Origin of the sequence: Cellulosimicrobium sp. E-16, from assembly GCF_049913115.1 — a bacterium.
GTDB lineage: Bacteria > Actinomycetota > Actinomycetes > Actinomycetales > Cellulomonadaceae > Cellulosimicrobium.
Genome location: NZ_CP183974.1, coordinates 735,841 through 762,437, shown reverse-complemented (window position 1 = coordinate 762,437; position 26,597 = coordinate 735,841). Strand labels below are relative to the sequence as shown.

At 74.9% G+C, this 26,597-nt stretch carries 24 protein-coding genes and 2 riboswitches; of the genes, 3 read left to right on the top strand and 21 right to left on the bottom strand.

The genetic code is table 11. From position 1 onward, the window contains the following. Positions 1–127: 127 nt before the first annotated feature. Positions 128–261, top strand: a riboswitch (SAM riboswitch). A 20-nt stretch (positions 262–281) separates the two neighbouring features. Both ACN9MS_RS03370 and ACN9MS_RS03365 read left to right on the top strand, forming a co-directional pair. Beyond that, on the top strand, positions 282–872 hold the full coding sequence (locus ACN9MS_RS03370; protein WP_426310726.1) for an NADPH-dependent FMN reductase: 591 nt from the start codon (positions 282–284) through the stop codon (positions 870–872). After that, positions 869–1,438 (top strand): flavin reductase family protein, encoded by a 570-nt coding sequence (locus tag ACN9MS_RS03365; protein ID WP_426310725.1) that lies wholly within the window; start codon positions 869–871, stop codon positions 1,436–1,438. The genes ACN9MS_RS03370 and ACN9MS_RS03365 overlap by 4 nt, the downstream gene beginning before the upstream one ends. A gap of 97 nt (positions 1,439–1,535) precedes the next feature. Here the strand turns inward: ACN9MS_RS03365 and ACN9MS_RS03360 are convergent, their stop codons facing one another. The 3 genes from ACN9MS_RS03360 to ACN9MS_RS03350 all read right to left on the bottom strand — a co-directional run bounded on the left by ACN9MS_RS03360 (position 1,536) and on the right by ACN9MS_RS03350 (position 4,555). After that, a complete protein-coding gene (locus tag ACN9MS_RS03360; protein ID WP_426310724.1) occupies positions 1,536–1,940 on the bottom strand; it encodes a hypothetical protein in 405 nt (134 codons plus the stop codon). 360 nt (positions 1,941–2,300) lie between these two features. After that, positions 2,301–3,533, bottom strand: coding sequence for an LLM class flavin-dependent oxidoreductase (locus ACN9MS_RS03355; protein ID WP_426310723.1), 1,233 nt, complete (start codon positions 3,531–3,533; stop codon positions 2,301–2,303). Then, entirely contained in the window at positions 3,530–4,555 is a 1,026-nt protein-coding gene (locus tag ACN9MS_RS03350) for an aldo/keto reductase (RefSeq protein ID WP_426310722.1), read from the bottom strand. The genes ACN9MS_RS03355 and ACN9MS_RS03350 overlap by 4 nt, the downstream gene beginning before the upstream one ends. A 261-nt stretch (positions 4,556–4,816) precedes the next feature. Here ACN9MS_RS03350 and ACN9MS_RS03345 point away from each other — a divergent pair, with 261 nt between their 5' ends. Further along, complete coding sequence (locus ACN9MS_RS03345) at positions 4,817–5,302, top strand: Dps family protein (protein WP_053369399.1); 486 nt, start codon at positions 4,817–4,819, stop codon at positions 5,300–5,302. A gap of 54 nt (positions 5,303–5,356) precedes the next feature. Here the strand turns inward: ACN9MS_RS03345 and ACN9MS_RS03340 are convergent, their stop codons facing one another. The 18 genes from ACN9MS_RS03340 to ACN9MS_RS03255 all read right to left on the bottom strand — a co-directional run bounded on the left by ACN9MS_RS03340 (position 5,357) and on the right by ACN9MS_RS03255 (position 26,586). Then, complete coding sequence (locus tag ACN9MS_RS03340; protein WP_426310721.1) at positions 5,357–6,793, bottom strand: MFS transporter; 1,437 nt, start codon at positions 6,791–6,793, stop codon at positions 5,357–5,359. Positions 6,794–6,854: 61 nt separating this feature from the next. Further along, complete coding sequence (locus ACN9MS_RS03335; RefSeq protein WP_426310720.1) at positions 6,855–8,264, bottom strand: M20/M25/M40 family metallo-hydrolase; 1,410 nt, start codon at positions 8,262–8,264, stop codon at positions 6,855–6,857. Then, positions 8,261–10,054, bottom strand: a complete 1,794-nt coding sequence (locus ACN9MS_RS03330; protein WP_426310719.1) for a dipeptide ABC transporter ATP-binding protein — start codon at positions 10,052–10,054, stop codon at positions 8,261–8,263. The genes ACN9MS_RS03335 and ACN9MS_RS03330 overlap by 4 nt, the downstream gene beginning before the upstream one ends. Then, a complete protein-coding gene (locus ACN9MS_RS03325) occupies positions 10,051–11,097 on the bottom strand; it encodes an ABC transporter permease (protein ID WP_426310718.1) in 1,047 nt (348 codons plus the stop codon). Before ACN9MS_RS03325 ends, ACN9MS_RS03330 begins: the two co-directional genes overlap by 4 nt. Next, entirely contained in the window at positions 11,094–12,047 is a 954-nt protein-coding gene (locus ACN9MS_RS03320; RefSeq protein ID WP_426310717.1) for an ABC transporter permease, read from the bottom strand. The genes ACN9MS_RS03325 and ACN9MS_RS03320 overlap by 4 nt, the downstream gene beginning before the upstream one ends. A gap of 72 nt (positions 12,048–12,119) precedes the next feature. Next, positions 12,120–13,748, bottom strand: coding sequence for an ABC transporter substrate-binding protein (locus ACN9MS_RS03315; RefSeq protein ID WP_426310716.1), 1,629 nt, complete (start codon positions 13,746–13,748; stop codon positions 12,120–12,122). A 104-nt stretch (positions 13,749–13,852) separates the two neighbouring features. Next, a riboswitch (SAM riboswitch) is annotated at positions 13,853–13,966 on the bottom strand. Positions 13,967–14,124: 158 nt separating this feature from the next. Beyond that, a complete protein-coding gene (locus ACN9MS_RS03310) occupies positions 14,125–15,222 on the bottom strand; it encodes an LLM class flavin-dependent oxidoreductase (protein WP_426310715.1) in 1,098 nt (365 codons plus the stop codon). 46 nt (positions 15,223–15,268) lie between these two features. After that, positions 15,269–16,384, bottom strand: a complete 1,116-nt coding sequence (locus tag ACN9MS_RS03305) for an LLM class flavin-dependent oxidoreductase (protein ID WP_426310714.1) — start codon at positions 16,382–16,384, stop codon at positions 15,269–15,271. Between the two features lie 110 nt (positions 16,385–16,494). Then, on the bottom strand, positions 16,495–16,914 hold the full coding sequence (locus ACN9MS_RS03300; RefSeq protein WP_426310713.1) for a rhodanese-like domain-containing protein: 420 nt from the start codon (positions 16,912–16,914) through the stop codon (positions 16,495–16,497). A 98-nt stretch (positions 16,915–17,012) separates the two neighbouring features. Continuing rightward, positions 17,013–18,290 carry an LLM class flavin-dependent oxidoreductase gene (locus ACN9MS_RS03295; protein WP_426310712.1) on the bottom strand — a complete coding sequence of 426 codons (1,278 nt, stop codon included), beginning with the start codon at positions 18,288–18,290 and terminating at the stop codon, positions 17,013–17,015. Between the two features lie 115 nt (positions 18,291–18,405). Further along, positions 18,406–19,347: an NADPH-dependent oxidoreductase gene (locus ACN9MS_RS03290; protein ID WP_426310711.1), complete on the bottom strand. Its 942-nt coding sequence runs from the start codon at positions 19,345–19,347 to the stop codon at positions 18,406–18,408. Then, positions 19,344–20,525 (bottom strand): FAD-dependent oxidoreductase, encoded by a 1,182-nt coding sequence (locus ACN9MS_RS03285; RefSeq protein WP_426310710.1) that lies wholly within the window; start codon positions 20,523–20,525, stop codon positions 19,344–19,346. The genes ACN9MS_RS03290 and ACN9MS_RS03285 overlap by 4 nt, the downstream gene beginning before the upstream one ends. A gap of 7 nt (positions 20,526–20,532) precedes the next feature. Then, entirely contained in the window at positions 20,533–21,555 is a 1,023-nt protein-coding gene (locus tag ACN9MS_RS03280; RefSeq protein ID WP_426310709.1) for an ABC transporter substrate-binding protein, read from the bottom strand. A 143-nt stretch (positions 21,556–21,698) separates the two neighbouring features. Then, entirely contained in the window at positions 21,699–22,508 is an 810-nt protein-coding gene (locus ACN9MS_RS03275) for an amino acid ABC transporter ATP-binding protein (protein WP_378231054.1), read from the bottom strand. Next, positions 22,505–23,593, bottom strand: a complete 1,089-nt coding sequence (locus tag ACN9MS_RS03270) for an amino acid ABC transporter permease (protein ID WP_426310708.1) — start codon at positions 23,591–23,593, stop codon at positions 22,505–22,507. Before ACN9MS_RS03270 ends, ACN9MS_RS03275 begins: the two co-directional genes overlap by 4 nt. Beyond that, entirely contained in the window at positions 23,590–24,195 is a 606-nt protein-coding gene (locus ACN9MS_RS03265) for a GNAT family N-acetyltransferase (RefSeq protein WP_426310707.1), read from the bottom strand. Before ACN9MS_RS03265 ends, ACN9MS_RS03270 begins: the two co-directional genes overlap by 4 nt. Continuing rightward, entirely contained in the window at positions 24,192–25,133 is a 942-nt protein-coding gene (locus ACN9MS_RS03260) for a DUF1684 domain-containing protein (RefSeq protein WP_426310706.1), read from the bottom strand. The genes ACN9MS_RS03265 and ACN9MS_RS03260 overlap by 4 nt, the downstream gene beginning before the upstream one ends. Before the next feature lie 58 nt (positions 25,134–25,191). Further along, entirely contained in the window at positions 25,192–26,586 is a 1,395-nt protein-coding gene (locus ACN9MS_RS03255; RefSeq protein ID WP_426310705.1) for an NtaA/DmoA family FMN-dependent monooxygenase, read from the bottom strand. Positions 26,587–26,597: the final 11 nt, after the last annotated feature.

Here is a 26,597-nt window from a genome sequence, read left to right as displayed (position 1 = left end):
CCGTCTCACTCCCTGCCCACCCGGAGACGTCGCGCAGGTCCCCCACGGACGACACAACCGTCCACCCACTGAGAAACCCGATCGATCTGGTGCAGTTTTCATGGAGCCGTTGCTATACCCGTCCCCAGGTCACGAGCACCAGCGCCAAGCCCCGGCTCGCTGGTCGGCAACCCCCTGTCACGGCGGGGTGCTCCGGGAGATGACCAGGCCGCGCACGACCGGCCCCGCACCCGCGGGACGGCCGCGCGGCAAGCGTGATCGACGACTACTGCGAGGTACACATGACCCACCGCTCCCCCTCCCCGACGGTCCTCGCCGTCTCCGGCAACCCGCGCCCCGGATCGCGGACGCTCGGTGCCGCCGAGACCGTGGCGCACCGCGTCGCGGCCCTCATCGGGGCGACCGACGTCTCGACGATCGACCTCGCGACGTTCGCGACCGAGATCCTCGGCCCCGAGCGCCCCGCGGCGGACGCCGCGCGCGACCGGCTCGCCGCGGCGACCGTCGCCGTCGTGGCGACGCCGGTCTACAAGGCGTCCTACACCGGGCTCCTCAAGGCGTTCCTCGACCTGTACGGCCCGGACGGGCTCGCGGGGGTCGTCGTCGTGCCGCTCGTCGTGTCGGGCAACCCCGCCCACGCGCTCGTCGGCGAGGTGCACCTGCGGCCCGTGCTCGTCGAGCTCGGCGCCGTCGTCCCGACCCGCTCCCTCACGGTCACCGAGCCGCAGCTCGCGGACCTGGGCCCGGTCGTGGACGTGTGGCTCGCCCGCGAGGGCGACGCGCTGCGCCGCGCCGCGACCCCCCTCCCCGCGGACGGCCCGGCGCCCGCCGACCAGGCCGTCGCCGACGCGTTCGCGGGGGTGGCCCGATGACCGCCGAGCTCACCCACCTGGAGGCCCTCCTGGCGGAGCAGGACGAGCCGCAGCTCTCCCCCGACGAGTACAAGTCCGTGTTCCGCGGCCACCCCGCCGGGGTCGCCGTGATCGCGCTCGAGCACGACGACCGCCTCGTCGGGTTCACCGCGACGTCGGTCATCTCCGTCTCGGCCGCGCCCCCGCTGCTCGCGTTCTCGCTCGCGTCGACGTCGTCGTCGTGGCCCGCGGTCTCCGCCGCGCGGACGCTCACGGTGAGCTTCCTCGCCGACCACCAGGACGACGTCTCGGCACGCTTCGCCACGAGCGGCATCGACCGGTTCGCCGACGGCGGCTGGTCCCGCCTCGACACCGGTGAGCCCGTGGTCGACGGCGCGCTCTCCTGGGTCCGCGGCCGCGTCGTGCAGCGCACGCCCGTCGGCGACTCGTACCTCGTCTCGCTGCGGGCGCTCTCGTCGAGCGTCGGCAGGGGCGCCGGCCCCCGCCGCGAGGCGGCCGGCACGCCGTCCCCCCTCGTCTACCACGACCGCACCTACCACCGGATCGGGGACCACTCGGCGCTCTGAGCGCACGCGACGGGCACCACGGGCGAGGGGCCCGACGGCGGACGCACCGCCGTCGGGCCCCTCGCCCGTCCCGTGCCGCCCCTCACGGGTGGACCGGTCACCAGCTCCAGCCGCGCGCGCTCAGCTCGAGCTCCTCGCGGAACCGCTCGTCGTCGCCCGTCCGGAACCCCGCCCGAAGCGGCGCGTCCTCGACCGAGAGCCCGGTGAGCCGGCACGCCTCTCGCAGCAGCGCGTCGTACGCACCCTGGACCGCGAGGTAGTGGTGGGCGCGGGCGAAGACGTCCGGGTCCGCCTCGATCCGCCGCATCTCCGCCGCGAGCTCGCTCAGCCGCACCTGGAGCGCGAGCGTCGCGAGCGGGTCGGGGGGCGTCGGGCGCCGGCGCAGCAGGTGCGGCCTGCTGGTCGTCCGGTGGCTCGGGGGCCGGCCGGCGCGGCGCAGCACCCACCACGCGGCGGCGGCCGTGCACGCCGTCGCGCACCAGACCATCAGCAGCCACGACATCGGAGCCGACCTCTGCGCGGGGAGACCCACCGGACCTCTCCAGTCTAGGTCCGCAGGACGCCGCGGGCCATGGGTCGCGCTCCATCCCCGGACGGCGGCGCCTCGTGAGCGTGGCCCTGTGGGTCGCGGCGCTCCCGTCGGCTTCCTCCTGTTCTCCACCCAGCCGGTGCCGGTGGACGTCCCGTGCCCCCGGGATGTGCGGCCACGGAGACCGCGAGCGCCGTCGTCGCCCCCGCGGCCCTGCTGCTCTGGGTCGCCCAGCTCGTCCTGGCGCTCGTCGGCGTCCGGGCGCGCCGTCCCGGCTGCCCGGGGGCACCCGATGGCTTCGCGCGCACCTCGCCGACGGGGTCGGGAACCGGCTCAGAACGGCACGGCATGGGTGCGTGAAGCGGCGCCGCCGGTGCGTGCGGCGGGAGCGGTGAGACCGCGCGCGTCGAGCAGCGGGCGGACGCCCTCCGCGAACCAGTACGCCTCCTCGAGGTGGGGGTAGCCGGACAGGACGAGCTCGTCGAACCCCGCCGCGCGATACTCCTCGATCAGGTCGGCGACCTCCTCGTGGCTCCCGACGAGCGCCGTCCCGGCGCCGCCGCGCACGAGCCCGACGCCCGCCCACAGCCCGGGGTGGATCTCGAGGTCGCGCGCGCGCCGTGTGGCCGCGAGGTCACCGCCGCCGTGCAGCACGACCATGCGCTGCTGCCCGACCGACCCGGACGAGCCGAGGAGCCGCTGGGCGCCCGCGATCTGCTCGGGCGTGAGGTCGTCGAGGAACCGCTGCGCGACGTCCCACGCGTCGGCCGACCGGTCGCGCGTGATGACGTGCAGGCGCACGCCGAAGCGGATCGTGCGTCCCTGCGCGGCGGCGAGCTCGCGCACGCGCTCGATCTTCTCGCGCGCCTGCGCGGGCGGCTCGCCCCACGTGAGGTAGACGTCGGCCTGGGCGGCCGCGACGGGCAGCGCGGCCTCCGACGACCCGCCGAAGAAGATCTCGGGGCGCGGGTCCGGCGGAGCGGAGGTCCGGGCGTCGGCGATCCGGTAGTGCGCGCCCTCGTACGAGAGCGGCGCGTCGTCCCACACGCCGCGCACGACCTCGAGGAACTCGCGCGTGCGGTCGTACCGCTCGTCGTGCTCGAGCCAGTCGCCGAACCGGCGCATCTCGTTCTCGTCGCCGCCCGTGACGACGTTGAGGAGCAGCCGCCCGCCGGACAGGCGCTGGAACGTCGCGGCCATCTGCGCCGCGAGCGTCGGCGAGACGAGGCCGGGCCGGAACGCGACGAGGAACTTCAGCCGCTGCGTACTGCGGATCAGCGCGGACGTGACGAGCCACGCGTCCTCGCACCACGTCCCCGTCGGTGTGAGCACGCCCTCGTAGCCGAGGCGGTCGGCCGCGACGGCGACCTGCTCCAGGTAGTCGAGCGACGGCGCGCGGAACCCGGTCGCCCGGCCGGGTGTGTCCTTGGCGTGCGCGCCGTCGACGATGCCGCGCGCGTCGCCCGAGGTCGGCAGGAACCAGTGCACGGCGAGCCGGCGGCGGGCGCCCGCCTCGTCAGGTAGGGGCGCGGGTGTCGCGGGCACGGCCACGGCGTCGGCGCTCATCCCGCGAGCAGGTCCGGCTGCGGGTGGCGCACGCCCTCCACGGCCCCGCGCGGGATGGCCGCTCCGATCGCCGCGACGTCGTCCGGGGTGAGCTCGACCGCGGCCGCCGCGACGTTCTGCTCGAGGTACGCGAGGCGCTTGGTGCCGGGGATCGGGACGATGTCGTCACCCTGGGCGAGGAGCCACGCGAGGGCGAGCTGCGCCGTCGTGACGCCGCGCTCCGTGGCGAGCTGCTCGAGCGAGCGGACCAGGCCGCGGTTGTGCTCGAACGCCTCGCCCGCGTAGCGGGCGTGGGCGCGGCGCACGTCGTCCTCGGCGAAGCCGTCCGTCGCGTCGACGGTGCCCGTGAGGATGCCGCGCCCGAGCGGGGAGAACGGCACGAACCCGACACCGAGCTCGCGCAGCGTCGGCAGGACGTCGTCCTCCGGGTCGCGCGTCCACAGCGAGTACTCGCTCTGCACGGCGGTGATCTGGTGGACGGCGTGCGCGCGGCGCACCGTCGCCGCCGAGGGCTCCGAGAGCCCGATCGTCCGGACCTTGCCCGCCTCGACCAGCTCGGCGAGCGCCCCGACGGTCTCCTCGACCGGGACCTGCGGGTCGATGCGGTGCAGGTAGTACAGGTCGAGCCGGTCGGTACCGAGGCGGCGCAGGCTCGCGTCGATCGCGGAGCGCACGTACTCGGGGCGCCCGTCGACGCGACGGCCGTCGGGATGGCCGTCGGCCGGAGGCAGCCCGAACTTCGACGCGAGGACGATCTGGTCACGGTGGGCTCCCAGCACGCGCCCGATGAGCTCCTCGTTACGTCCGTGCCCGTAGACGTCGGCCGTGTCGACGAGCGTGACGCCGAGCTCGAGCGCGCGGCGCAGCACGGCCTCCGCCTCGACGGCGTCCGCGGGGCCGTAGGCGTCCGTCACGGACATGCCGCCGAACCCGACGGCCGCGACGGTGAGCGCGGCGTCACCGGATCCGAGGGTGCGCTGCGGGAGGGCGGGCTGGGTGGCGGTGGCGGGATCGTCGGTCATGACGTCAGCGGACCACTCCGAGCGCCGTCCGGCAAGGGGCTCGGCGGGTCCTCTCACCTGGCGAGAGAACGTGACGGGTCTCGTCGCGGCGGTCCCGCCAGCACGTGTCACCGCAGGTCAGGCACGCCTGTCCTTGCTGGCGGGGACGGGGAATGGTGCCTAGTCTGGAATCGTTCAAGAGAACGAGTCACGAGTCGGCACCGACGGAAGCCGGGTGACCGCCGCACGTTCCGGGAGACCCCCGAGAGAGCGAGGAGCACCATGTCCGCACCCACCATCCACCGCGCCACCGCCCGCTTCGAGGCGTCGGAGGCGCTCCGCTCGCACCTCCAGCGCGTGCTCGTCGCGCTCGTCGACCTGCACGTCCAGGGCAAGCAGGCCCACTGGAACGTCACGGGCCGCGGGTTCCGCGACCTGCACCTCCAGCTCGACGACGTCGTGGACGCCGCGCGCGAGCACAGCGACACCGTCGCCGAGCGCATGCGAGCGCTCCAGGTCGTGCCCGACGGCCGCACCGAGACGGTCGCGACGACGACGGACCTGTCCCCGTACCCGGCCGGGCTCGTCTCCGTCGGCGACACGGTCGACGCGATCGTCGAGCGCCTCGCCCAGACGGTCGAGGTCGTGCGCGAGGTGCACGACGGCGTCGACGCCGAGGACCCGACGAGCGCCGACATCCTGCACGAGATCATCGCCGACCTGGAGAAGCAGGCCTGGTTCCTCTCGTCGGAGAACCGCGAGGCCTGACCAACCCGCCCCGCGGGGTAGAGCCGCCGGTCGCGAGGTAGAGCACCTGGTGCTCTACCTCGCGACCGGCGGCTCTACCTCGTCGAGGGGACGGGCGAGCCGTTCGTCGAGCAAGGACGCCGCCCAGGCGACGAGCGCCAGCGCCGCGACGGCGGCGCTCACGACGACGAGACCGTCGCGGTGGGCGTCGAGGACGCCCGGGACCGCGCCGCTGGTCCGGGCCACGAACGTGCCGGTCATCGCGGCGATGCAGACCGTCGCGGCGACGCGCTGCACGAGCTGGAGCGCGGCGCCGGCGACGCCGCGCTCCGTGCCGGGGGCACCCTCGAGCGTGAGCGCCTGGTTGGGCGAGATCGTCAGCCCGGCGACGGCCCCGGTGAGCACCTGCGAGACGACGAGCACGGCGACCACGGTCGTCGTGGGCGCGACGGCCACCGCGAGCGCCGTGCCCGCGGCGACGAGCGCCTTCGCGCCCACGGCCACGGTCACCCCGCGCCGGCCGAACCTGCGGAACAGCCGCCACGAGAGGTTCGCCGCCACGACCGAGGCGATCGCGCCCGGCGTCGTGACCAGGCCGGCCTGGACCGGGCTGAGCCCCGCGCCGTCCTGGAGGAACAGCATGAGGACGGCGGAGTACCCGAGCGCCGCCCCGAAGCTGAACGCCGCGACGACGCAGCCGAGCACGTAGGTCGGGGAACGCAGGAGCGCCGGCGCGAGGACGGGTGTCCGACCGCGCCGCGCGTAGCGCGGCTCCCACACGACGAGCGCCCCGACGGCGGCCACGAGCACCCCGAGGGACAGCGGCAGCACGACGGCGCGCGGGCCCTCGGCGACGAACGGGACGAGCAGCCCGAGCGTCACGAGCGTCACGAGCACCAGCCCGACGACGTCGAACCCGACGCCGACGCGGCCGCCAGGCGGTGTCCGGCGCCCCGCGCCCGTCGAGCCGCGACGCAGCACGCGCAGGGCGAGGACGGCGACGGCGAGCCCCAGGGGCGCGGCGAGCCCGACGGCGGCGCGCCACCCCGCGGCCGGCCCGAGGGCGGACAGGATCCCGCCGCCGACGAGCGGGGACAGGACCATGGCGAACGCGCCCGTCGAGGCGTACGCCCCGAGCGCACGCGCGCGGGCCGGCCCGGCGTAGTGGTCCTGGAGCAGGCCGATGACCTGCGGGTTCGCGGTCCCGGCGCCGACGCCCTGGAGCAGTCGCGCGGCGACGAGCACGTCGGCGTCGGACGCCGTCGCGCCGACGAGGCTCCCCGCGGCGAACAGGGCCAGCCCGACGGCCAGGGGGCCACCGCGCCCGAGCCGGTCGCCGAGGCGGCCCGCCGGGACCAGCGCGAGCCCGAACGTCAACGAGTACCCGGCGAGGATCCACTGGAGCTGCGCGGTCGTCGCGCCGAGCTCCGTCCGCAACGCCGGTGCCGCGACGGTGAGGATGGCGGAGTCGAGCAGCGTGACGAACCCGGTCGCGAGGCAGACCCTCAGCACGGTCCGTGACGACCGACCGTCCGTCGTCACCGCCACGGCCGGCCGTCGCCAGGATGACCGCTCATCCGAGGTAGCTCGTCACGACGTCGTGGAGCGCGGTGGCCGTGAGGCCGAGGGACTCGACGTCGACGCGCTCGTCGTTCCCGTGGAAGAGGGACCGGAACACCCCGGGGTCCCAGTGCTCGCTGAGCAGGCCGAACCCGTAGGCCGGCACGCCGCGGCGGCGGAAGAAGCGCCCGTCCGTGCCGCCGGTCCCGAGCACCGGCACGACCTCGGCGCCCGCGTGCGCGCGCACGGCGCGCTCGATCGCCTCGTACGCCGCGCCGTCGGTGGGCGACTGCGACGCCTCGCCGAACCAGTCTCCCTCGACGTGAACGTGCTCGCGCAGGTCGCCGAGAGCGTCGTCGAGCAGGTCGGCCACGTCCTGCGGGGTCGCGCCCGGGAGGACGCGGATGTCGAGCGTGACCTCCGCGAGCCCGGGGATGACGTTGGGCTTCGAGCCTGCGTGCAGCACGGTGGGCGCGACGGTCGTGTGGGTCGTGGCGTGCGCGACCGACGCCAGGGCGCCGAGCTCGGGGAGCGCGTCGTCGAGCCGCGCGGGGTCGAGCAGCGCGGCGCGTACGTCGGGCGCGAGGTCGAGCGCGTCGACGTACCGCCGCCACAGGTCGCCGACGACGACGGGGCCCCGGTACTCGGTGATCCGCCGCACGGCCTCGGCCGCGAGCACGATCGCGTTGAGCGACCCGTAGGGCCCCGACCCGTGCCCGGGGCGACCGACGACGCGCAGCCGGCGCCCCGCGCCGCCCTTCTCGCCGACCGCGACCGTGCGGCTCCCGCGGGACCCCAGCGGGACCCCGCCCGACTCCGTGAGCACCGCGTCGACGTCCACGAGGTCGTACCGGTGCTGCATGATCCAGTCGACTCCCCACGTGCTGCCGTGCTCCTCGTCCGCGACGGCGGCGAGCACGAGGTCGCCGCGCAGCCGCCGCCCGCTCTCCGCGATCGCGCGCGTGACGACCGTGAACGCGGACGTGAGCCCGAGCATGTCGATCGCCCCACGACCCCAGACCCAGCCGTCGACGAGCTCACCGCCGAACGGGTCGCGCGTCCACCCCTCCGGCTCGACGGGCACGACGTCGGTGTGCCCGACGAGCGCGAGCGACGGCGCGTCCGGGTCGGTGCCGCGCAGGCGCGCGACGAGCGACGTGCGGCCGGGGCGCGGCTCGACCCACTCGACCTCGAGCTCGAGACCGTCGAGCGCGTCGGCGACGGCGCGCGCGTTGCGCGCCTCGTGCCCCGAGCCGACGGTGCCGTCGTTGACGCACGCGTTGCGGATCATCGCCTGGAGCAGCTCGGTGGTGCGGCCGGCGAGCTCCGTGCGCGACGGCGCGGGGGCGGGGTCCGCGAGGACGCGCGGCCCCGCGCTCGGCCGGGTGCGGGGCTCTGCGGCTCGTGCGGCGGCGACGGTCATCGTGCGCTCCCTGCTGTCGTGGACGACGCCCGGGGCGCGTCCTGGAGCGCGCGTCGGCCGGGGATGGCCGCCACGAGCTCGCGCGTGTAGTCCTCCTGCGGGTCGAGCAGGATCTGCTCGGTCGCCCCCTGCTCGACGACGCGCCCGCGGTGCATGACGCCGACGTGGTCGGACACCTGGCGCACGACGGCGAGGTCGTGCGAGATGAACAGGTACGCGAGCCCGTGCTCGGCCTGGAGCCGCACGAGCAGCTCGAGGATCTGCGCCTGCACGGACACGTCGAGCGCCGAGACGGGCTCGTCGAGCACGACGAGCGCGGGGTTCAGCGCGAGCGCCCGCGCGATGGCGACGCGCTGGCGCTGGCCGCCCGAGAGCTCGCGAGGCCCGCGCCGCAGCACGTCGGCGGGGAGCGCGACGTCCTCGACGAGCGCGCGCGCGCGGTCGGCCCGCTCGGACGGCGACCCGACCCGGTACGCCCGCAGCGGCTCGGTGACGATCTGCTCGACCGTGAACCGCGGGTCGAGCGACGCGTACGGGGACTGGTAGACCACCTGGAACCCGCGGCGCAGCGACCGCAGGCGCTCGCCGCGCGCCGTCGTGATGTCCTCGCCCGCGAACTCGACCGTGCCCGCGGTGGGCCGCTCGAGGCGCAGGGCGAGCCGCGCCGTCGTGCTCTTTCCGGAGCCGGACTCCCCCACGAGCGCGTACGTCTCGCCGCGCCCGACGGCGAGGCTCACGCCGTCCACCGCGACGAGCGTGCGGTGCGCGGCGCCCCGCGGCAGCGTGAACTCCTTGCGCAGCTCCCGCACCGCGAGGACGGGCGTGCTCGCGGTGTCCGGGCCGGCGCCGTCGGGCACCACGAGCCCCTGATCGACGGCGCGGCTCGCCTCGGCGCGCGGGACGACGGCATCGCGCGGCTCCGGGGTGCCGCCCGCGACGAGGCGCGAGCTCGCGAGGCTCGGCGCCGCGGCGATGAGCTGCTTCGTGTACGGGTGGCGCGGGTCGTGGAGCACCTGCTCGGCCGCCCCCTCCTCGACGACGACCCCGCGCTCGAGCACGACGATCCGGTCGGCGCGGTCCGCCGCGACCCCGAGGTCGTGCGTGATGAGCAGGACCGCAGTGCCGAGGTCGCGCACGAGGCCGTCGAGGTGATCGAGGATGCGGCGCTGGACCGTCACGTCGAGCGCGCTCGTCGGCTCGTCGGCGACGACGAGCCTCGGGCGCGCGGCGACCGCGATCGCGATGAGCACGCGCTGGCGCATGCCGCCGGAGAGCTGCGACGGGTACTGCCGCGCACGGGCCTCCGGGTCGTCGATCCCGGCCTGGCGGAGCAGCTCGACCGCCCGCTCGCGCGCCTCCTTGCGCCGCGCGAGCCCGTGGATGACGAGCACCTCCGCGACCTGGTCGCCCACGCGCGTGACGGGGTTGAGCGAGACCGTCGGGTCCTGCGGCACGAGGCCGACGTCGCGGCCCCGCACCTGCTGCCACTCCTTCTCGGAGAGGTCGCCGACGTCGCGACCGCCGAGCCGGATGGTCCCGCCCGTCACCGCTCCCCCGCGCGAGAGCAGGTGCAGCGCCGCGTGGGCCGTCGTGCTCTTGCCCGACCCCGACTCGCCCACGAGCGCCACGACCTCGCCCGCCCCGACCGTGAGGTCGACGCCGCGGACGGCGGCGTACGAGCCGCCGTCGCGCGTGCGGTAGGCGACCTCGAGCCCGCGGATCTCGAGCGCGGGCGCCTCGTGCGGCGTGGTGCCGGCGCGCTCCTGCGTGGTCGGCGTCGTGGCGGTCATGCGTCCCCTCCGGTCCGTTCCAGGGCTCGCGCGATGCGGTTCGCCGACAGCACGACGGCGACGATCACGAGGCCCGGCATGGTCGTGAGCCACCACGCGGTGGCCAGGTAGTCGCGCCCGCCCGAGACGAGCGACCCCCACTCGGGCGCGGGCGGCGGCGTCCCGTAGCCGAGGAAGCTCAGCGCCGAGATGGCGAGCACGGCGGTCCCGAGCTCGAGCGCGACGAGCGCGAGCACCGGTCCCGTCGAGTTGGGCAGCACGTGCCGTCCGAGCACGCCGTACCAGCGCACGCCCGACGCGCGGGCCGCCTCGACGTACACCGACGTCGAGGTCCGCAGGACCTCCGCCCGCATGACGCGCGCGAACGTCGCGACGCTCGTGATGCCCACCGCGATCGCGACCTTGACGGTCCCGAACCCCAGCGCCGTGATGATCGCGAGCGAGAGCAGGATGCTCGGGATCGCGAGCAGCACGTCGACGAACCGGCCGACGACGTCGTCCACCCAGCCGCGCACGAACCCCGCGAGCAGGCCGAGCAGCGACCCGGCGACGAGCCCGACGGCGACCGCGATGACGGTCGCGCTGAGCGACGCGGACGCGCCGTGCACGACGCGCGCGTACACGTCCCGCCCCAGGTGGTCGGTGCCGAACAGGTGCGCGCCCGACGGCGGCTGGAGCCGGTCCGCGGGCACGCCCGTCAGCGGGTCGTACGACGTGAAGAGCTGCGGGACGACCGCCCACGCCGTGACGAGCAGGACGACGAGCACGGCGACGACCAGCCCGGGACGCCGCACGGCGTACCGCACCCCGCGGCGCCACCGGCCCGCGGGGCCGGCGCCGCGGACCCGGCCGTACCGGATGATCGCCCGGGCGTCCTCGCGGTCCGCGACCTCGATCTCCTCGGGCGTGCGCACCTCGGGCGCGTCGGCAGGCGGAGCGTCGGGGTCGGGCGTGGCCGACGGCGGTGCGTCCACCACCGCGGCGCGGTCCGCGACCCGCACGTCGTCACGGAGCACGATGCGTACTCCCGGCCTGGTGCTCATGCGGCCACCGCCTTCTGTCGTGCGTCGATCCGGGGGTCGAGCAGGGGGTAGAGCAGGTCGACCACGAGCGTGACGACCACGAACACGAGGGCCGAGAGGACGACGACCGCCTGCACCACGGGGATGTCCTGCGCGTCCACGGACGTGACCGTGAGCCGCCCGAGCCCCGCGCGCGAGAACACCGTCTCCGTGACGACCGTGCCGCCGAGCAGCCCGCCGACGAGGACCCCGAGCACGGTCAGCGCGGGGATCGCGGCGTTGCGGAGCGCGTGACCGAAGTGCACGCGCGCCCGGCTCGCGCCCTTGGCGCGCGCCGTCTCGACGTACGGCTCGTCGAGCGTCCCGCGCAGGCTCCGTGCGAGCACCTGGGCGAGCGCGGCGCTCGCCGGCACGGCGAGCGTGATCGCCGGCAGCACGAGGCTGACCGCGCCCTCGTTGCCGATCGCGGGGAACACCGGGAGCTGGAAGGAGAACCACTGCAGGAGCAGCAGGCCCAGCCAGAACGGCGGCAGGGCGACGCCGAGCGGCGGGAGCGAGGCGAGCGCGTGGCGCAGCCAGGTCGCGCGCGGGAACGTACTCGCGATCGCGATGCCGGCACCCGCCACGACCGCGAGGACGAGGGCCGCAGCCGTGAGCTTGAGCGTCTCGGGCAGCGCCTGGAGCACGAGCTCGGTCGCGGGCGCGCCCGACGAGTACGACGTGCCGAAGTCGAGGCGCAGCGCGTGCCACAGCGCGTCACCGTACTGCACGAGCACGGGCCGGTCGAGGCCGTACTGCGCGCGCAGCGCGTCGAGCAGCGCGGGGTCCACCTGGTCCGCCTCGCCGCCGCCGCTCGCCATGAGCGCGGCCGGGTCGCTGGGCAGCAGGTAGAGGACGAAGAACGAGATCGTGAACGCCGCCCAGAGCACGAACAGCCCCTGCCCGGCGCGACGCAGGACGTATCGGCCCATGGTCGGCCTCCTTCCGTGGGGGGACGGTCCGCCTGCCCGACGCCGCGGCGTCGGGCAGGCGGACCCGTCGGGTCAGCCCTGGGTGACCCAGGCGTCGTAGAAGTCGAGGCGCGACGACGCCTCGAACGTCAGGCCGTGGACCGTGTCTGCCGCCGCGATGGTCGTCGACAGCTCGTAGACCGGGATCGCGTGGCCCTTCTGGACCAGGAGGCGCGACGCCTCCGTGACGAGCTCCTGCCGCTCGGTCGCGTCGGTCGCCGCGGCGGACGCGTCGAGCAGGTCGTCGACCTCCTCGGCGTCGCGCTGGTTGATGTTGCGCGCGTTGGCGGAGAAGATCGTCCGCAGCACGTCCGGGTCGGAGCGCGTGAGGTTGTAGTAGTCGAAGTCGAAGTCGCCGCTCTCCTTGATCGCCTGCGACTCCGCGACGGTCACGTGCTGGAGCTGGAGGTCGACGCCGATCTGCGCGAGCTGCTGCTGGACCAGCTCGAGCGGCTCCGGCACCTGCCAGAACGTCACGGTCGTGGAGAGCTTCTGGCCGTCCTTCTCACGGACGCCGTCGGCACCCTCGACCCAGCCCGCGTCGTCGAGGATCTTCTTCGCGCCCTCGGGGTCGTAGGCGAGCTCGTCCGCGATGCTCTCGTAGAGCGGCGTCGAGTGGGACAGGACGCTCGTGGCCGGCTCGTCCTGCGCGCTGAGCACGGTGTCCGCGATCTGCTCGCGGTCGATGCCCTTGAGGATCGCGGTCCGCACGGCCTCGTCGCCCGCGAGCGGGCTCGACTCGTTGGGGAACAGGTTGAAGACGACGCCCGGGTTGGCGCGGTACTCGAGCCAGAACCCGTTGCCGTCGAACTGCGGGAGGTCGACGGTCGAGATCGCGGCGGTCGCGTCGATCTGCCCGGACTGCAGGCTGCCGCTGCGCACGCTCGCCTCGGGGATGACCTTGAACGTCACCGTGTCGAGGTAGGCCTCGCCCTGGTGGGCGTTCGCCTCCGAGCCCCACGCGTAGCCCGCGACCTTCTCGAGCACGATCTCCTGGTCCTGCGTGTACGACTTCACGGAGAACGGACCGGAGCCGACGAACTTCCCGGCGCAGCGGTCCTCGACGCTCAGGTCGGCCGACGACGGGGCGAGGAGGCCCAGCGAGAACGTGGAGGTGGCCTGGAGGAACTGGGCGCTCGGCGCCGAGAAGTCGACCGTGAGGGTCTGCGGGTCCGTGACCGTCGTGCCCTCGTAGCCGACGAGGTACTGGGACCCGAGCGACGCCGTCGCGCCGAGGGCGACGATCGCGTCGAAGTTGGTCTTGACCGACTCGGCGTCGATCGGCGTGCCGTCGGCGTAGGTCGCGTCGTCGCGCAGGTGGAACGTGTAGCTCGACGCGTCGTCGTTCACCTCCCAGCTCTCCGCGAGCCACGGCAGGATCTCGCCCGACGCGGGGTCCTGCGCCGTGAGGGACGCGACGGTCTGGCGGGCCGCGGCGATGGCGTCGTTGTTGCCGACCTGCTGCGGGTCGATGCAGTGCGAGTCGACCGTGATCGCGAAGGTCAGGTCGCCGCCCGCCACGGGCTCGCCGGACGGGCTCGGCGACCCGTCGCCGTCGGACGCGCCGGAGCCGCCGCCCGCGCACGCGCTGAGCAGGAGGCCCGTCGCGGCGGCCGCCGCGGCGACGGCCAGGGACCGGCGTCGGTGAGATGTGGGGATCATGTCGTGCTGCTCTCCTCGTGTGCCGGCTGAGGACCGGCGGTCGTCCGGCGCCGGTGGTCGTCCGCGCCCGGCCGAGGGCCGGCGCGGCGGGGGATCCCACCGGGGTGCCGTGCTTACCGCGCAGCGGGAGCCACGCGGTCAGGTCGTTCCCGGAGCACCCCGTCACGTCGAAGGGTTGCTGGTCAGCGAGCCGGGCCTGGGTGCTGACGCTCGTCACCTGGGAGCAGGAAAGACAATCTCGACTGGTTGAGTCAAGTTTCGAGACGACCGTCCCGCCAGGCGGACGGATGTTTCCGCTCCCCGCTGTGGGCATGAGAAGGGCCCGGTCTCGCCGCGCGAACCGGGCCCTTCTCATGCCCACGACCGGTGGGGCGGGTCAGGCCGCGGTGAACCCCGCCGCGCGACGGGCGTCGGCCGGGCTCCACAGGTCGGTCTTCACCTCGGCCTTCACGACCGGGACCACCTCCTCCGCGAACCGGCGCAGCACGTCCTCCTGCTGCGTCGCGGGGATGAGGTGGTTGACAGACACCGACTGGAGGTCGTGCCCGTAGGAGGCGTGGTAGTCGAGGATCTTCTCCGCTACGCGCTCCGGCGAGCCCACCAGCGCCGGGCCGCGCTCGACGGCGTCCTCGACCGTCCGGAAGCTCGGCGCCTTCCCCACGGCATCCGGCCCGTAGCCGCGACGTGCCGCCGCCGCGACCTGGCCCTCGTAGATCGGGCGGTACTGCTCGATCGCCTCCTCCGTCGTGTCGGCGAGGAACAGCCCGCCCGAGCCCGACCCCACGAACCCGTACGCCGGGTCGTGCCCGTGCGCCGCGTACCGCTCGCGGTAGCGGTCGATGAGCACCTGGTAGTTCTCGCGCGGCTGCAGCGCGTTGGCGCTGACGATCGGGTCCCCGTACCGCGCCGCGAGCTCCACCGCGAACTGCGACGTCGCCGACCCGTGCCAGATGCGGAACGGCCCGGCGAACGGACGCGGCAGCGTCGTCGCGCGCTCCAGCGTGTGCCGGTGCCGCCCGCTCCAGCTCACGTCCTCCTCCGACAGCAGCAGGCGCAGGAGCTCGTAGTTCTCCTGCAGGTACTCGTACTGCTTGTCGATGTCGAGCCCCAGCAGCGGGTACTGCAGCACCTCGTTGCCCTTGCCGATGACGATCTCCAGCCGCCCGCGGCTCAGCTGGTCCACCGTCGCGAGGTCCTCGGCGACGCGGATCGGGTCGAGCAGCGAGAGCACCGTGACGCCCGTGCTCAGCAGGATGCGGGACGTCCGCGCCGCGACCGCCCCGAGGATCACCGTCGGCGCCGACGACAGCACCTCCCCCGCGTGCCGCTCCCCCACCGCGAACGAGTCGAACCCGAGCTCCTCCGCCAGCACCGCCGTCTCCACGACCCGGTTCAACCGGTCGGACGGCGCGACCGCCTCCCCGGTCACGGGGTGGGGCGGGTTGAACACGATGTCGAGTACCTGGAAACGCACGGTCCTGCTCCTTGTCGTCGTCGTTCGCGGTGGGTCCGGCCGATCGTCAGGCCGCCGCGGCCTCCGCGGTGGCGGCGTCGCGCTTCGCGACCTCCTCGCGGACGATCGGGATGACGTAGCGGCCGAAGTCGATCGCGTCGTCGAGCAGGTCGTAGCCGCGCGCGGAGATGACGCGGACCCCGAGGTCGTAGTACGCGAGGAGGGCCTCCGCGACCTGCTCGGGCGTGCCGACGAGCGCGTTGGAGTTGCCGGCGCCGCCGGTGGCCTTGGCGGTCGCGGTCCACAGGGCGGTGTCGTAGCGCTCACCCTGGGCGGCGATCTCCAGGAGGCGCTGCGAGCCCGCGTTCTCAGGCTTGTCGATCGGGTGCCGACGGCTGAGCTGCCCGCCGGCCGCCGCCTTGCGGGCCTCGATCCGGTCGAGGACGCGGTGCGCCTTCTCCCACGCGAGCTCTTCGGTCGGCGCGACGATCGGCCGGAACGCAGCGTGGATGCGCGGCGGCGTCGCACGTCCCGCCGCCGCGGCCTCGGCGTGCACGCGCGCGATCTGCTCGGCCGTGCGGTCGAGCGGCTCACCCCAGACGGCGTAGATGTCGGCCTCGGCCGCGCCGACACGGAACGCGGCGTCCGACGACCCGCCGAACGAGATCGTCGGGGTACGTCCCTCGAACGGCTTGGCGTCGAGGACGAAGTCGTCGAAGTCGTAGAACGGGCCGTGGTGGTCGAACGGCTCGGCGCTCGCCCACGCCTGCTTGACGATCTGGATGTACTCGTGGGTGCGCGCGTACCGCTCGTCCTTGGTGAGGGTGTCGCCCTCGCGGCCCTGCTCGTGGTCGTTGCCGCCGGTGATGAAGTGGACGGAGAGCCGCCCGCCGGAGAGCTGGTCGAGCGTCGCGAACGTCTTCGCGGCGTAGGTCGGGTAGGACACGTTGGGCCGGTGCGCGAGCAGCAGCTCGATCGAGTCGAGGCGCGCCGCGGTGTAGGCGGCGAGCGCTGCGGGCTCGGGGCCGGAGGAGCCGTACGCGAAGAGCACGCGCGTCCAGCCGTTGTCCTCGTGCGCGCGCACGATGCGCTCGAGGTAGGCGGGGTCGAACGCGGCGGTCGTGCGCTCGGTGGTCTCCGAGGCGTCGTTGGTCGTGGCGATGCCGAGGAACTCGACGGGCATGAGTGTCTCCGTGGGTGTGGGTGTGGGTGTGGGTGTGGGTGTGGGTGCGGGTGGTTCGCGGTGCGGGTGGCGCCCGCGTCGGGCAGGCGCGGTGCGGGTCGGACGCCGGCTCAGGGCCGGGCGGGCGCCGTCGGCTCCGGGGACGCCGCCGGCTCGTGGGACGCCACCGGCTCGGCGGACGGAGCGGGCGCCTCGACCGGGTCGGACGCCGGGAGGCCGGCGTCCTTCCAGGCCGGGAAGCCGCCGTCGACGTGCGAGACGTTCGTGTACCCGCGCTGGGCGAGCGCCTCGGCGACGGGGCCGGAGCCGTTCGGCGACCCGCACACGACGACGACGGGCGTGTCGAGCGAGATCGCCGGGTTGCCGGCGGGACCGAACAGCGCGTCGAGGTCGTTGCGGTCCGCGAGCGTGGCACCGGGGATCTCGCCGTGAGCGGCGCGGCCGCCGGCCGAGCGCACGTCGATCAGCAGAGCGCCGTCGGCGACCTTGGCGCCGGCGTCGGTCGCGGTCTGGAGGGGCGGGGTCGTCATGGTGGAGCGTCTCCTTCGAAGGTCGTCGCGAGATCGACCCGCACGCCCGAGATCGACCTTCAGGAGGTCGATCTGGCGACGCAGGGGTCGATCTCGCGTCAGGGGGTGGTGGCGAGTGCGGGAACGACGGCGGCGCCCGCGGCCGCGTCGGGGGCAGAGCTCGCGAACCAGTGCTCCGCGAGCAGCTCGAACGAGCGGCGCGCGTCGTCGGCGTCGTGGGTCGCGGTGGTGACGAGCAGCTCGTCGGCGCCGGTCGCGCGGCGCAGCGTCTCGAGCCGCTGCACGACCGTCTCCGGGTCGCCGACGATCCGCGTGTCGACGCGGTCGGCGACGAGCGCGCGCTCGGCCTCCGGTCGCTCCTCCCACGCGGGCGAGGTGCCCGGCTCGGGGTACGCGATCGCGCCGTCGACGCCGCTGCGGATGGAGAGCACCCAGTCGGCGAAGGGCGTCGCGAGCTCGCGCGCCCGCTCGATCGTGTCGGCGACGAGCACGTCGGCGGACACGACGACGTACGGCTCGTCGAGCACCCCGGGCCGGAACGCCTCGCGGTAGGCGGCGACGGTGTCGATCGTCGCCGACGGTGCCACGTGGTAGTTCGCGGCGATCGGCAGCCCGAGCTCGCCCGCGACGCGCGCGCTCTCACCGGGGCTCGACGCGAGGACCCACAGGTCCCAGTCGGCACCCTCGACGGGCGGGCTCACGTACGGCGTCCCGTGCTCGTCGCGGTACGTCCCGGCACGCAGACCGAGCACGAGGTCGAGCTCGTCGCGAAAGCTGACCGGCGTGCGCGAGGCGCCGACGATCCGCTTCTGGGCGAGGATCCGCTCGCGCAGCACGGAGTCGTTGACGTTCGACGGCGGCGCTCCCGGGACGTAGAGCCCCTCGACGACGCGCGGCCCGGTCGTACCGCGCGGCGCGGTCCGCAGCGGACCGCCGGTGCCTTGCGTGCTGCCCTGCGCGCCTGTCGCGTCCTTCGGCGGAGTGAACGCCCGCCCCAGACCGAGGTCGACGCGGCCCGGGTGCAGCGCGGCGATCGTCCCGAACTGCTCGGCGGCGACGAGCGGGCTCGTCGTGCTCAGCAGCACGGCTCCGCTGCCGACGCGGATGCGCTCGGTCCGGGCCGCGACGGCCGCGGCGAGCACGGCGGGCGAGGCCGAGCCGACCCCGGGCGACAGGTGGTGCTCGGCGTACCAGACGCGGTGGTAGCCGAGCCGGTCGAGGTCGCGCGCGAGCCCGACGGCGCGGCGCACCGCGTCCTGGCCCGTCGCCCCCTCGGGCACGATCGCGAGGTCGAGGACGGACAGCGGGACGCGGCCGGACGCCGGTCGCGGCCCGCCGGCGGTGGCGGTCTGGTGCGGGTGCTGGTGGGACGACATGGCTTCCTTCAGTGGTGGAGCGGCGGCCGGTGGTCGAGCGGCGGCTGGTGGTGGAGTGGTGGCTGGTCGTGGAGCGGTGGATCCTGGCTGCTCCCGACCGCGGGACGGGACCGGGCTACTTGGACGGGAACCCGAGCGCGGCGAGCGTGGGTCGCAGGTGGGCGCGCCCGCGCAGGGCGCCGGGGACGCGCAGGCGGTCGACGACGCGGTCGCGCCACCCGCCGTCGAGCCCCTCCTCGCGGTAGAAGGGCGCGATCCGCTGCTCGTACGCCGCGACGTGCTCGTGCTGGCCCGCGGCCCGGTAGCGCTCGGCGTGCAGCACCGCGGCCTGGGGCAGCCGCGGCTTGACGCGCTCGCCGCCCGCGGGGTCGGGGTGCCCGACGACGAGCCCGACGACCGCGACGACGCCCTCGGGCAGGCCGAGCTCCGCCGCGACCTGCGCGGGGTGGTTGCGCAGCGCGCCGATGTACACGGTGCCGAGGCCGAGGGACTCGGCCGCGACGACGGCGTTCTGCGCGGCGAGCGCGGCGTCGAGGAACGCGACGACGGTCGTCTCGAGGTAGTCGGTGGCCTCGAGCCGGACACCCTCGCGCTCACCGAGGGCGCGCGCCCGGGCGAGGTCCGCGAGCCACACGAGCAGCAGCGGCGCGGTCCGGACGTGCGCCTGGTCGCCCGCGAGCGCCGCGAGCCGGTCCTTGCGCACGGCGTCGGTGACGGCGACGACGCTCCAGAGCTGGAGGTTCGACGACGTCGGAGCGGACTGCGCGGCGGCGACGAGCGTCGGCACGACGTGGTCGGCCAGCGGGTCGGTCAGGTAGCGGCGCACCGTCCGGTGACGGAGCTGCGTCGCGAGGACGGTGCCCGGACGGTCCACGACGGGTGCCAGTCCCTCGGTCGCGCCGGGCGCGACGTCCTCGACGGTCGCGGGGTCCACGCCGTACCGCGCAGCGAGCGCAGCCCGGGCTCCGTCGGTGTCGTGCGGCGGCGCGGGGAGCGTCCCGGGGGCTGCGGACGGAGCCGGAGCGTCCGCCGCGGTGGGTGCGGGAGCGATCGTCATGAGGCGGTCCTCTCGGGGAGCGCGGCGAGCCGGGCGAGCGAGAACCGCTCGGCCGCGGCGACGCCGTCGGACGTGGTGGCGAGGTCGGCGAGCACGCGGCCGATCGCCGGGGCGAACTTGAAGCCGTGGCCGGAGAACCCGGCCCCCACGACCACGGGGCCGCGGCGGTCGAGCACGAAGTCGTGGTCCGGCGTCGTGGTGTACGTGCAGCTCACGGGGACGTAGGCGTCGGGGTCGAGGCCGGGCAGCCACGTGCGCACGTAGTCGCGCAGCGCGGCGAGCTGGCCCGGCTCAGGCCGGTAGGAGCGCCGGTCGGGGTCGACGACGGGGCCGACGCCGTGGAAGCCGACCTTGACGCCCTCGCCCGGTGTCGCGAGGCCGTAGACGCCGCTCGGCCACGCTGTGCCGGGGCCGACGTCGTGCGTGAACGCGGGCCATCCCTGCGGGGACGCGCCCGCGGCGAGCGCGAAGTGCGCGGGCTGCTCCTGGGTGACGACGAGAGGGAGCTCCTGCCCCAGCAGCCCGCCGGTCGGGCCGCCGAGCAGCCCCGCGCTCCACGCCCCGACCGTCACGACGACGACCCGTGCGACGACGTCGCCGCCGCCGGTGACGACGCGGACGCCCTCGGGAACCCGCTCGACGTGCCGGACGGCGACCTCGTGCCGGACGTCGGCGCCCCGTGCGGCGGCGGCCCCCTGGAGGGCCGCGACGGCGCGGTCGGCGTGGAGCCGCCCGGCCGTCGCGACCTCGTGCAGCACCCGGCCCTCGAACCGCAGCCCCGGCCACCGCTCGCTCGCGGCCCCGGGGTCGAGCCACTCGTGCTCGATCCCGCGGGCCGCGAACGCGGCGCCGATCGCGTCCGCGCGGCGCTCGGCGGCGCCGTCGCGCCGCCCGTGGCTCACGCCGCCGGTGACGTCGAGGAGCTCGGTGCCGGTCTCCGACTCGACCTCGCGCCACAGGCCGAGCGCCTCCTGCGCGAGGTCGAGGTACTCGGGCTCGGCGTACGTCGTGCGGTAGATGCGCGACGTCCCGTGCGAGGCGCCGTGCGCGTGCCCGGGCGCGAAGCGCTCGAGCAGCACGACGTCGCGCCCGCGCCGGGCGAGCTGCCACGCGGCGGCCGAGCCCATCACGCCACCCCCGACCACGAGGTGGTCGACGTGCTGGGTGCTGGTGGTCATGCGCGGGTCACTCCGTCTTCGGCAGGCCGGGCGGGTTGGTCTGCGACTCCTCGACGGCCTCCGACTCCAGGCCCCAGCGCTGGAGCACCTCGAGGTACGTGCCGTCCTCGATGGCGTGGTTGATCGCGGCCGTGATGGCCGGGGCCACCTCGTTGCCCTTCTTCGTGGCGACGGCGATCTGCGCGGTGTCCGGCCAGCCACCGTTGAGCGTGCCGACGACCTTGAAGTCCTGCGGGGAGATCGCCGCCTGGTACGCGAGCGACGCGTTGGGGCCGACGTACGTCTCGATGCGCCCGGACTGGAGAGCGAGCAGGACGTCGGAGAACTGCTCGTAGTACTCGGGGCCCTGGATGGGCTCGAGGCCGTCCTCCTGGTTGAGGCGGTCCCACTCGAGCACGATCTTCTCCTGGTTCGTCCCGGAGCCGACCGCGACGACCTTGCCCGCGATGTCCTCGCGCTTCGTGATCGACGTGATGTCGGAGTCGGCGCCCACGAGCCAGCCGAGCTCGTCGTTGCGGTACGTGGAGAAGTCGATGGTCTCCTTGCGCTCCTCGGTCACGGTGACGTTGGAGATCACGGCGTCGACGTCGCCCGAGCCCAGCGCGAGCGGCCAGTCGGCCCACGCCTTGACCTCGAGCCGCAGGTCCTTGCCGAGCGCGTCGGCGACGAGCTGCGCGATGTCCGTCTCGTTGCCGATGGGCGTCTCGTCGTCGTCGGCGAGGAAGCCGAGCGGCGGCGCCGCGCCGGCGGAGATCGCGACGACGAGCTCGTCCTTGTCCTTCCACGCGTCCGGGAGGAGCGCGACGGCCTCGGCCGACTCCGTGGTGCGGATGCGGTCCTGGTCCGGGCTCGTGCTCACGTCGAGGGCGTCCGACACGGAGGTCGTGCTCTCCTCGGTGGCCGCGCCCTCCTCCGCGGCGGCCGGGGCCTCGGTGCTCACCCCGGAGCAGGCCGCGAGCGCCAGCAGGGGCACGACGGCGAGGGCGGCGAGCGCGCGGGGGGCGCGGGCGCGGGTGGTCGTTGCGGTCACGGGTGTCCTACCTCTCGGGTGGTGCGTCGGTCGACGCGGGGAGTGCGGTGCGGGACGGCCGGGCGGCCGGTCGCGGGTGACGACGTCGGGGGGTCGAGGGCTGTGTCGGTCCCCGGGTCGTGGACCCGGGCTCGCGCAGCCGGTCAGAGGACCTTCTGGAGGAAGGCCCGGGTGCGGTCGTGGCGCGGGTGGTCGAGCACCTCGGCGGGCGTGCCCTGCTCCACGACGACGCCGTCGTCCATGAACACGACGGTGTCGGCGACCTCGCGGGCGAAGCCGATCTCGTGCGTGACGACGACGAGCGTGGTGCCGGTGCTCGCGACGTCCTTGATGACCTCGAGCACCTCCCCGACGAGCTCGGGGTCGAGCGCCGACGTCGGCTCGTCGAACAGCAGCACCTTGGGTCGCAGCGCGAGCGCGCGGGCGATGGCGACGCGCTGCTGCTGGCCTCCGGAGAGCTGGCGCGGTCGGGCGTCGGCCTTGTCCGCGAGCCCGACGCGCTCGAGCAGAGCGCGAGCCTCGGGCTCGACGTCCTCGCGGCGGCGGCGCTGCGCCGAGACCGGGGCCTCGACGACGTTCTCCAGCGCGGTGAGGTGCGGGAACAGGTTGAAGCTCTGGAAGACGAACCCGATCTGGGTGCGCTGGCCGAGGATCTCGCGCTCCTTGAGCTCGCGCAGGGTGTTGCCCTTGCGGCGGTACCCGATGAGCTCGCCGTCGAGCGAGATGAACCCCTTGTCGACCTTCTCCAGGTGGTTGATCGCGCGCAGCAGCGTCGACTTCCCGGAGCCCGACGGGCCGAGCACGACCGTCACGGACCCGGGCGGGACGGTGAGCGACACGTCGCGCAGCACCTCGAGCGTGCCGAAGCTCTTGTGGACGCCGTGGATCTCGACGAGCCCGGCGGTCGCGACGCCTGCGGTCGCGGTGGCGCCGGTCGCGGTGGCGGCGCTCATGCCGCACCTCCCGACGTGCGCGCGGTGCGCGTCAGCACGCCCACGCGGGCGCGGGCCGCGTACGCGGGCGGGACGGAGTCGGACACCGGCCGGCCGGAGAGCCGCGCCGCCCAGACCAGGACGGTCCAGCGTGCCTTCTGCAGCGGCGTCGGGGGCAGCGTGCGCACGGCGCCCTTCGCGTAGTGCCGCTCGACGTAGTACTGGACGACCGTGATGAGCGTGGTCAGCACGAGGTACCAGATCGACGCGACGATGAGCAGCGGCACGACGCGGCCGTTGCGGCCGTAGATGACGCTCACGATGTAGAACAGCTCGCCGTACGCGAGGACGTAGACGATCGACGTGCCCTTGAGCAGCCCGATCACCTCGTTGACGGCCGTCGGGATGATGGAGCGCATCGCCTGCGGCAGGATGATGCGGCTCACCTGGCGCCGCTTGGGGATGCCGAGCGACGCTGCCGCCTCCTGCTGCCCCTGGTCGACCGAGAGGATCCCGGCGCGCACGATCTCCGCCGAGTACGCGGCCTGCGAGAGCCCGAGGCCGAGGATCGCGGCCCAGAACTTGTCGATCACGGACAGCGTGTCGAAGTACAGGAACTCGGGCCCGAACGGGATGCCGACGCTCAGATACGGGTACAGGTACGCGAGGTTGTACCAGAGCAGGAGCTGCAGCAGCAGCGGCACGGACCGGAACACCCACGTGTACGTCCACGACACCGACTGCAGGAGCGGCGAGCGCGACAGCCGCATGAGCGCGAGGACCGTGCCGAGCGCGAACCCGACGACCGACGCGACGAGCGTCAGGCGGATCGTCGCCCACGCGCCCTCGAGGATCGAGGGCCACGTGAGGTACTGCGCGACGACGTCCCACTCCCAGCGGTCGTTCGTCACGAGCGAGCTGACGACCATCGCGAGCAGCACGGCCACGCCGACCGTCGCTGCCCACCGGCCGGGGTGGCGCGCGGGGACGATGCGCAGGCTCTCGAGCGGTAGCGCGTCCTCGACACCACGCCGGTCGGCGGGGTGCCGGCCCGACGGCGGCGCGAGCTGCCGGGACTCGTCCTGCGGGAGCGACACGGTGCTCATGGCGCGACCTCCAACCACTTCTCGAAGGCGAGCGGGCCGATCTCCTCCGGATCGGTCCCGGTGTCGAACAGGGGCGTGTAGCCCGTCGCGAGGTACAGGCCGGCGGCCTCGGGCTGGCGCGGGCCGGTCGTGAGGTACACGCGCCGGTACCCGCGCTCGACCGCGCGGCGCTCCAGCTCGGCGAGCACGACGCGCGCCAGCCCGCGGCGCCGGTGCGCCGAGTGCGTCCAGATGCGCTTGAGCTCTGCGGTCCGCACGGCGGGCGACCCGTCGGCGCGCCGTGCCGACGGTCGGGCGAGGCGCGCCGGGTCGCCGAGCTCCGGCTCGGTCCGACGGCGGAACGCGCCGCCCGCGACCGGCTCGCCGTCCTCCAGCACCAGCACGAGCTCGCCGTGCGGCGCCGCGAAGTCCTGGGCGGGGTAGTGCTCCATCTCGGCGCGGAGCTCGTCCGCGGTCAGCACCCGCTGGTACCGGGTCCAGTACTCGTGGGACAGCTCGTCGAGGAGCGGCCGCACGAGCGGGTCGTGCATCGCGACGGACCGGACCTCGCGCGTTCCCTCGACCGCCCCGCGCGGGGCGGGGCGCGCGGCGAGCGCGGTCACCGTGGTGCCCTCTCGCCCGCGGTGACGGCGAACGGCACGTGGTTGCCCTCGACCGGTGCCGGGCACGTCCCGAAGTCGCTGAACGCGTACGGGAGGTTGATCGTGCGGTTGAGGTCGAGCCGCACGCGCGCGTCGGTACCGGGCGCCACGTCGGCGTCCACCCACAGGACGCGCCAGGTCGCGACGTCGTCCGCCTCGTCGCTGAACAGCAGCGTCACCGCGCCGCCGGCCTTTCCCGTGAGGACGAGCGTCGCGCGGTGGGAGACGCCGTCGCGCTCGACGACGAGGTCGACCTCGCCGACCGTGCTCACGTGGTGCACCAGGCCGGGACGCGCGGCGCCCACCACGACGGACCGCGGCGCGTCGTACCAGCGCACCGCCGCGTCCACGACCCAGGCGGGGTCGTGCGCGAAGGTCGGGACGCCGTCGAACGCGAGCCGGGCGGGGGCGAGCGGGTCGCGCAGGCGGACCGCGTACCGGCCCGTGCGGCGCACGACCTCGACCGCGACCTCGCGCGTCTCGTCCCGCTCGTCGTGCGCACCGCCCCGAGCGGTCGCCCGATCGGTCCCGGGCTCCCGGCCCTCCGGCAGGTACGTCCCCGCGACCGACGACCCGCCCTCCGGGACGACGACCGTCGTGACGGCCGCGCCCGCCGTCGTGCGCACGGCGCCGTCCGCGCCCGCGCGATGGTGCGCGCCGTCGGCGTCGGCCCACCAGAGTCCGGGCACGCCCGGCAGCGCGGCGGGCTCGGTCGGCAGCCAGTGGTAGGCGACGAGGCTCAGCCAGCCGTGCGGCGGGCGCAGCGCCTCCTCCCGCTCGGCGTGCCAGCCGGCCCACGCCGTGGCGTCGGGCGACGGGGGCGACGCGGCGGCGACGGGCGTGCCGGTGGTGGGCGCGGTGGCCACGGCGCCCGTGGCGGTCGGCGTGCTCGTGCTCATGGGTCCTCCGAGGTCGGTGCGGTGCAGGTCTGCGGGACTGGTGCGGGTCGGGCTGCGGTCAGCCGACGAGCTCGGCCGAGGCCGGCTCGGGGTCGGCGGCCCGCGGCGCGGCTCCGGGCCGTGCGAGGCCGAGATGCTCGCGGAGGGTCGTGCCCTCGTACTCCGTGCGGAACGAGCCGCGCTCCTGGAGCAGCGGGACGACGCGGTCGAAGACGTCGTCGAGCCCGCCCGGCGTGAGGTGCGGGACGAGGATGAAGCCGTCGGAGGCGTCCTCCTGGACGTGGCGGTCGATGTCGTCCGCGACCTGCTGCGGCGTGCCGACGAACCCGCCGCGCGACGTCACCTGGAGGACGAGCTCGCGGATCGACCAGCCGTTCGCCTCGGCCTGCTCGCGCCACGCCGCGGCGACCGCCGCCGGGTCCTTCGCGTGCCGCACGCGGCCCCGCGTGATCGACAGGTTCTCCGTGTCGGGCTCGACGTCGGGCAGCGGCCCCTCGGGGTCGTACGCCTCGAGGTCGCGGCCCCAGACCTGCTCGAGGAACGCGATCGCCGTCGGGCCCGAGACCTGCTGGAGCCGGATCTCCCGCGCGCGCTCCTCCGCCTCGGCGGGCGTGTCGCCCAGCACGACGACGGTCGCGGGCAGGATCTTCAGGGAGTCCCGGTCCCGCCCGTGGGCAGCGAGGCGTCCCTTGACGTCCTCGTAGAACGCGCGCCCGGCGTCGAACGTCGAGTGCGCGGAGAACACGACGTCGGCGGTCCGGGCGGCGAAGTCGCGGCCGTCGGCGGAGTCGCCCGCCTGGAACAGGACCGGGTGGCCCTGCGGCCCGCGCGGCGTCTCGAACAGCCCGACGACGTCCGCGTACGTCCCGTGGTGCGCGACCGGCCGCACCGACCCAGGGCGCAGGAACTCGCCCGCGATGCGGTCGGCCAGCACCGCGTCGTCGTCCCACGAGTCCCACAGGGCGCGCGCGACCTCGACGACCTCGGCCGCCCGGGCGTAGCGCTCCGGGTACGGGAGGTAGCCGCCGCGGCGGAAGTTGGCTCCCGTGAAGGCGTCGGGGCTCGTCACGAGGTTCCAGGCCGCGCGGCCCTCGGACAGCAGGTCGAGCGTCGCGAACTGCTTCGCGAGCTCCCACGGCTCGTTGAACGTCGTGTTGATCGTGCCCGCGAGGCCGAGGCGGTCCGTGACCGCCGCGAGCGCGGCCAGCACGGGCAGGGTGTCGGGGCGCCCCACGACGTCGAGGTCGTGGATGCGGCCCTTGTGCTCGCGCAGGCGCAGGCCCTCTGCGAGGAAGAAGAAGTCGAGCTTCGCGTCCTCGGCGCGGCGGGCGAGGTGCTCGAACGAGGCGAAGTCGATCTGGCTGCGCGAGCGGGGGTCGCTCCAGACTGTGGTGTTGTTGACGCCCGGGAAGTGGGCGCCGAGGTGGATCTGCTTGCGGGGGCGCGTGCTCATGTCGTCGGTCC

What these genes read in the sequence shown, in the direction of transcription:
- ACN9MS_RS03295 (WP_426310712.1), bottom strand. Translation starts at nt 18,290, where the DNA reads ATGTCGTCCCACCAGCACCCGCACCAGACCGCCACCGCCGGCGGGCCG.
- ACN9MS_RS03285 (WP_426310710.1), bottom strand. Translation starts at nt 20,525, where the DNA reads ATGACCACCAGCACCCAGCACGTCGACCACCTCGTGGTCGGGGGTGGC.
- ACN9MS_RS03305 (WP_426310714.1), bottom strand. Translation starts at nt 16,384, where the DNA reads ATGCCCGTCGAGTTCCTCGGCATCGCCACGACCAACGACGCCTCGGAG.
- ACN9MS_RS03345 (WP_053369399.1), top strand. Translation starts at nt 4,817, where the DNA reads ATGTCCGCACCCACCATCCACCGCGCCACCGCCCGCTTCGAGGCGTCG.
- ACN9MS_RS03325 (WP_426310718.1), bottom strand. Translation starts at nt 11,097, where the DNA reads ATGAGCACCAGGCCGGGAGTACGCATCGTGCTCCGTGACGACGTGCGG.
- ACN9MS_RS03330 (WP_426310719.1), bottom strand. Translation starts at nt 10,054, where the DNA reads ATGACCGCCACGACGCCGACCACGCAGGAGCGCGCCGGCACCACGCCG.
- ACN9MS_RS03355 (WP_426310723.1), bottom strand. Translation starts at nt 3,533, where the DNA reads ATGAGCGCCGACGCCGTGGCCGTGCCCGCGACACCCGCGCCCCTACCT.
- ACN9MS_RS03300 (WP_426310713.1), bottom strand. Translation starts at nt 16,914, where the DNA reads ATGACGACCCCGCCCCTCCAGACCGCGACCGACGCCGGCGCCAAGGTC.
- ACN9MS_RS03335 (WP_426310720.1), bottom strand. Translation starts at nt 8,264, where the DNA reads ATGACCGTCGCCGCCGCACGAGCCGCAGAGCCCCGCACCCGGCCGAGC.
- ACN9MS_RS03365 (WP_426310725.1), top strand. Translation starts at nt 869, where the DNA reads ATGACCGCCGAGCTCACCCACCTGGAGGCCCTCCTGGCGGAGCAGGAC.
- ACN9MS_RS03275 (WP_378231054.1), bottom strand. Translation starts at nt 22,508, where the DNA reads ATGAGCGCCGCCACCGCGACCGGCGCCACCGCGACCGCAGGCGTCGCG.
- ACN9MS_RS03320 (WP_426310717.1), bottom strand. Translation starts at nt 12,047, where the DNA reads ATGGGCCGATACGTCCTGCGTCGCGCCGGGCAGGGGCTGTTCGTGCTC.
- ACN9MS_RS03270 (WP_426310708.1), bottom strand. Translation starts at nt 23,593, where the DNA reads ATGAGCACCGTGTCGCTCCCGCAGGACGAGTCCCGGCAGCTCGCGCCG.
- ACN9MS_RS03315 (WP_426310716.1), bottom strand. Translation starts at nt 13,748, where the DNA reads ATGATCCCCACATCTCACCGACGCCGGTCCCTGGCCGTCGCCGCGGCG.
- ACN9MS_RS03255 (WP_426310705.1), bottom strand. Translation starts at nt 26,586, where the DNA reads ATGAGCACGCGCCCCCGCAAGCAGATCCACCTCGGCGCCCACTTCCCG.
- ACN9MS_RS03370 (WP_426310726.1), top strand. Translation starts at nt 282, where the DNA reads ATGACCCACCGCTCCCCCTCCCCGACGGTCCTCGCCGTCTCCGGCAAC.
- ACN9MS_RS03260 (WP_426310706.1), bottom strand. Translation starts at nt 25,133, where the DNA reads ATGAGCACGAGCACGCCGACCGCCACGGGCGCCGTGGCCACCGCGCCC.
- ACN9MS_RS03360 (WP_426310724.1), bottom strand. Translation starts at nt 1,940, where the DNA reads ATGTCGTGGCTGCTGATGGTCTGGTGCGCGACGGCGTGCACGGCCGCC.
- ACN9MS_RS03290 (WP_426310711.1), bottom strand. Translation starts at nt 19,347, where the DNA reads ATGACGATCGCTCCCGCACCCACCGCGGCGGACGCTCCGGCTCCGTCC.
- ACN9MS_RS03350 (WP_426310722.1), bottom strand. Translation starts at nt 4,555, where the DNA reads ATGACCGACGATCCCGCCACCGCCACCCAGCCCGCCCTCCCGCAGCGC.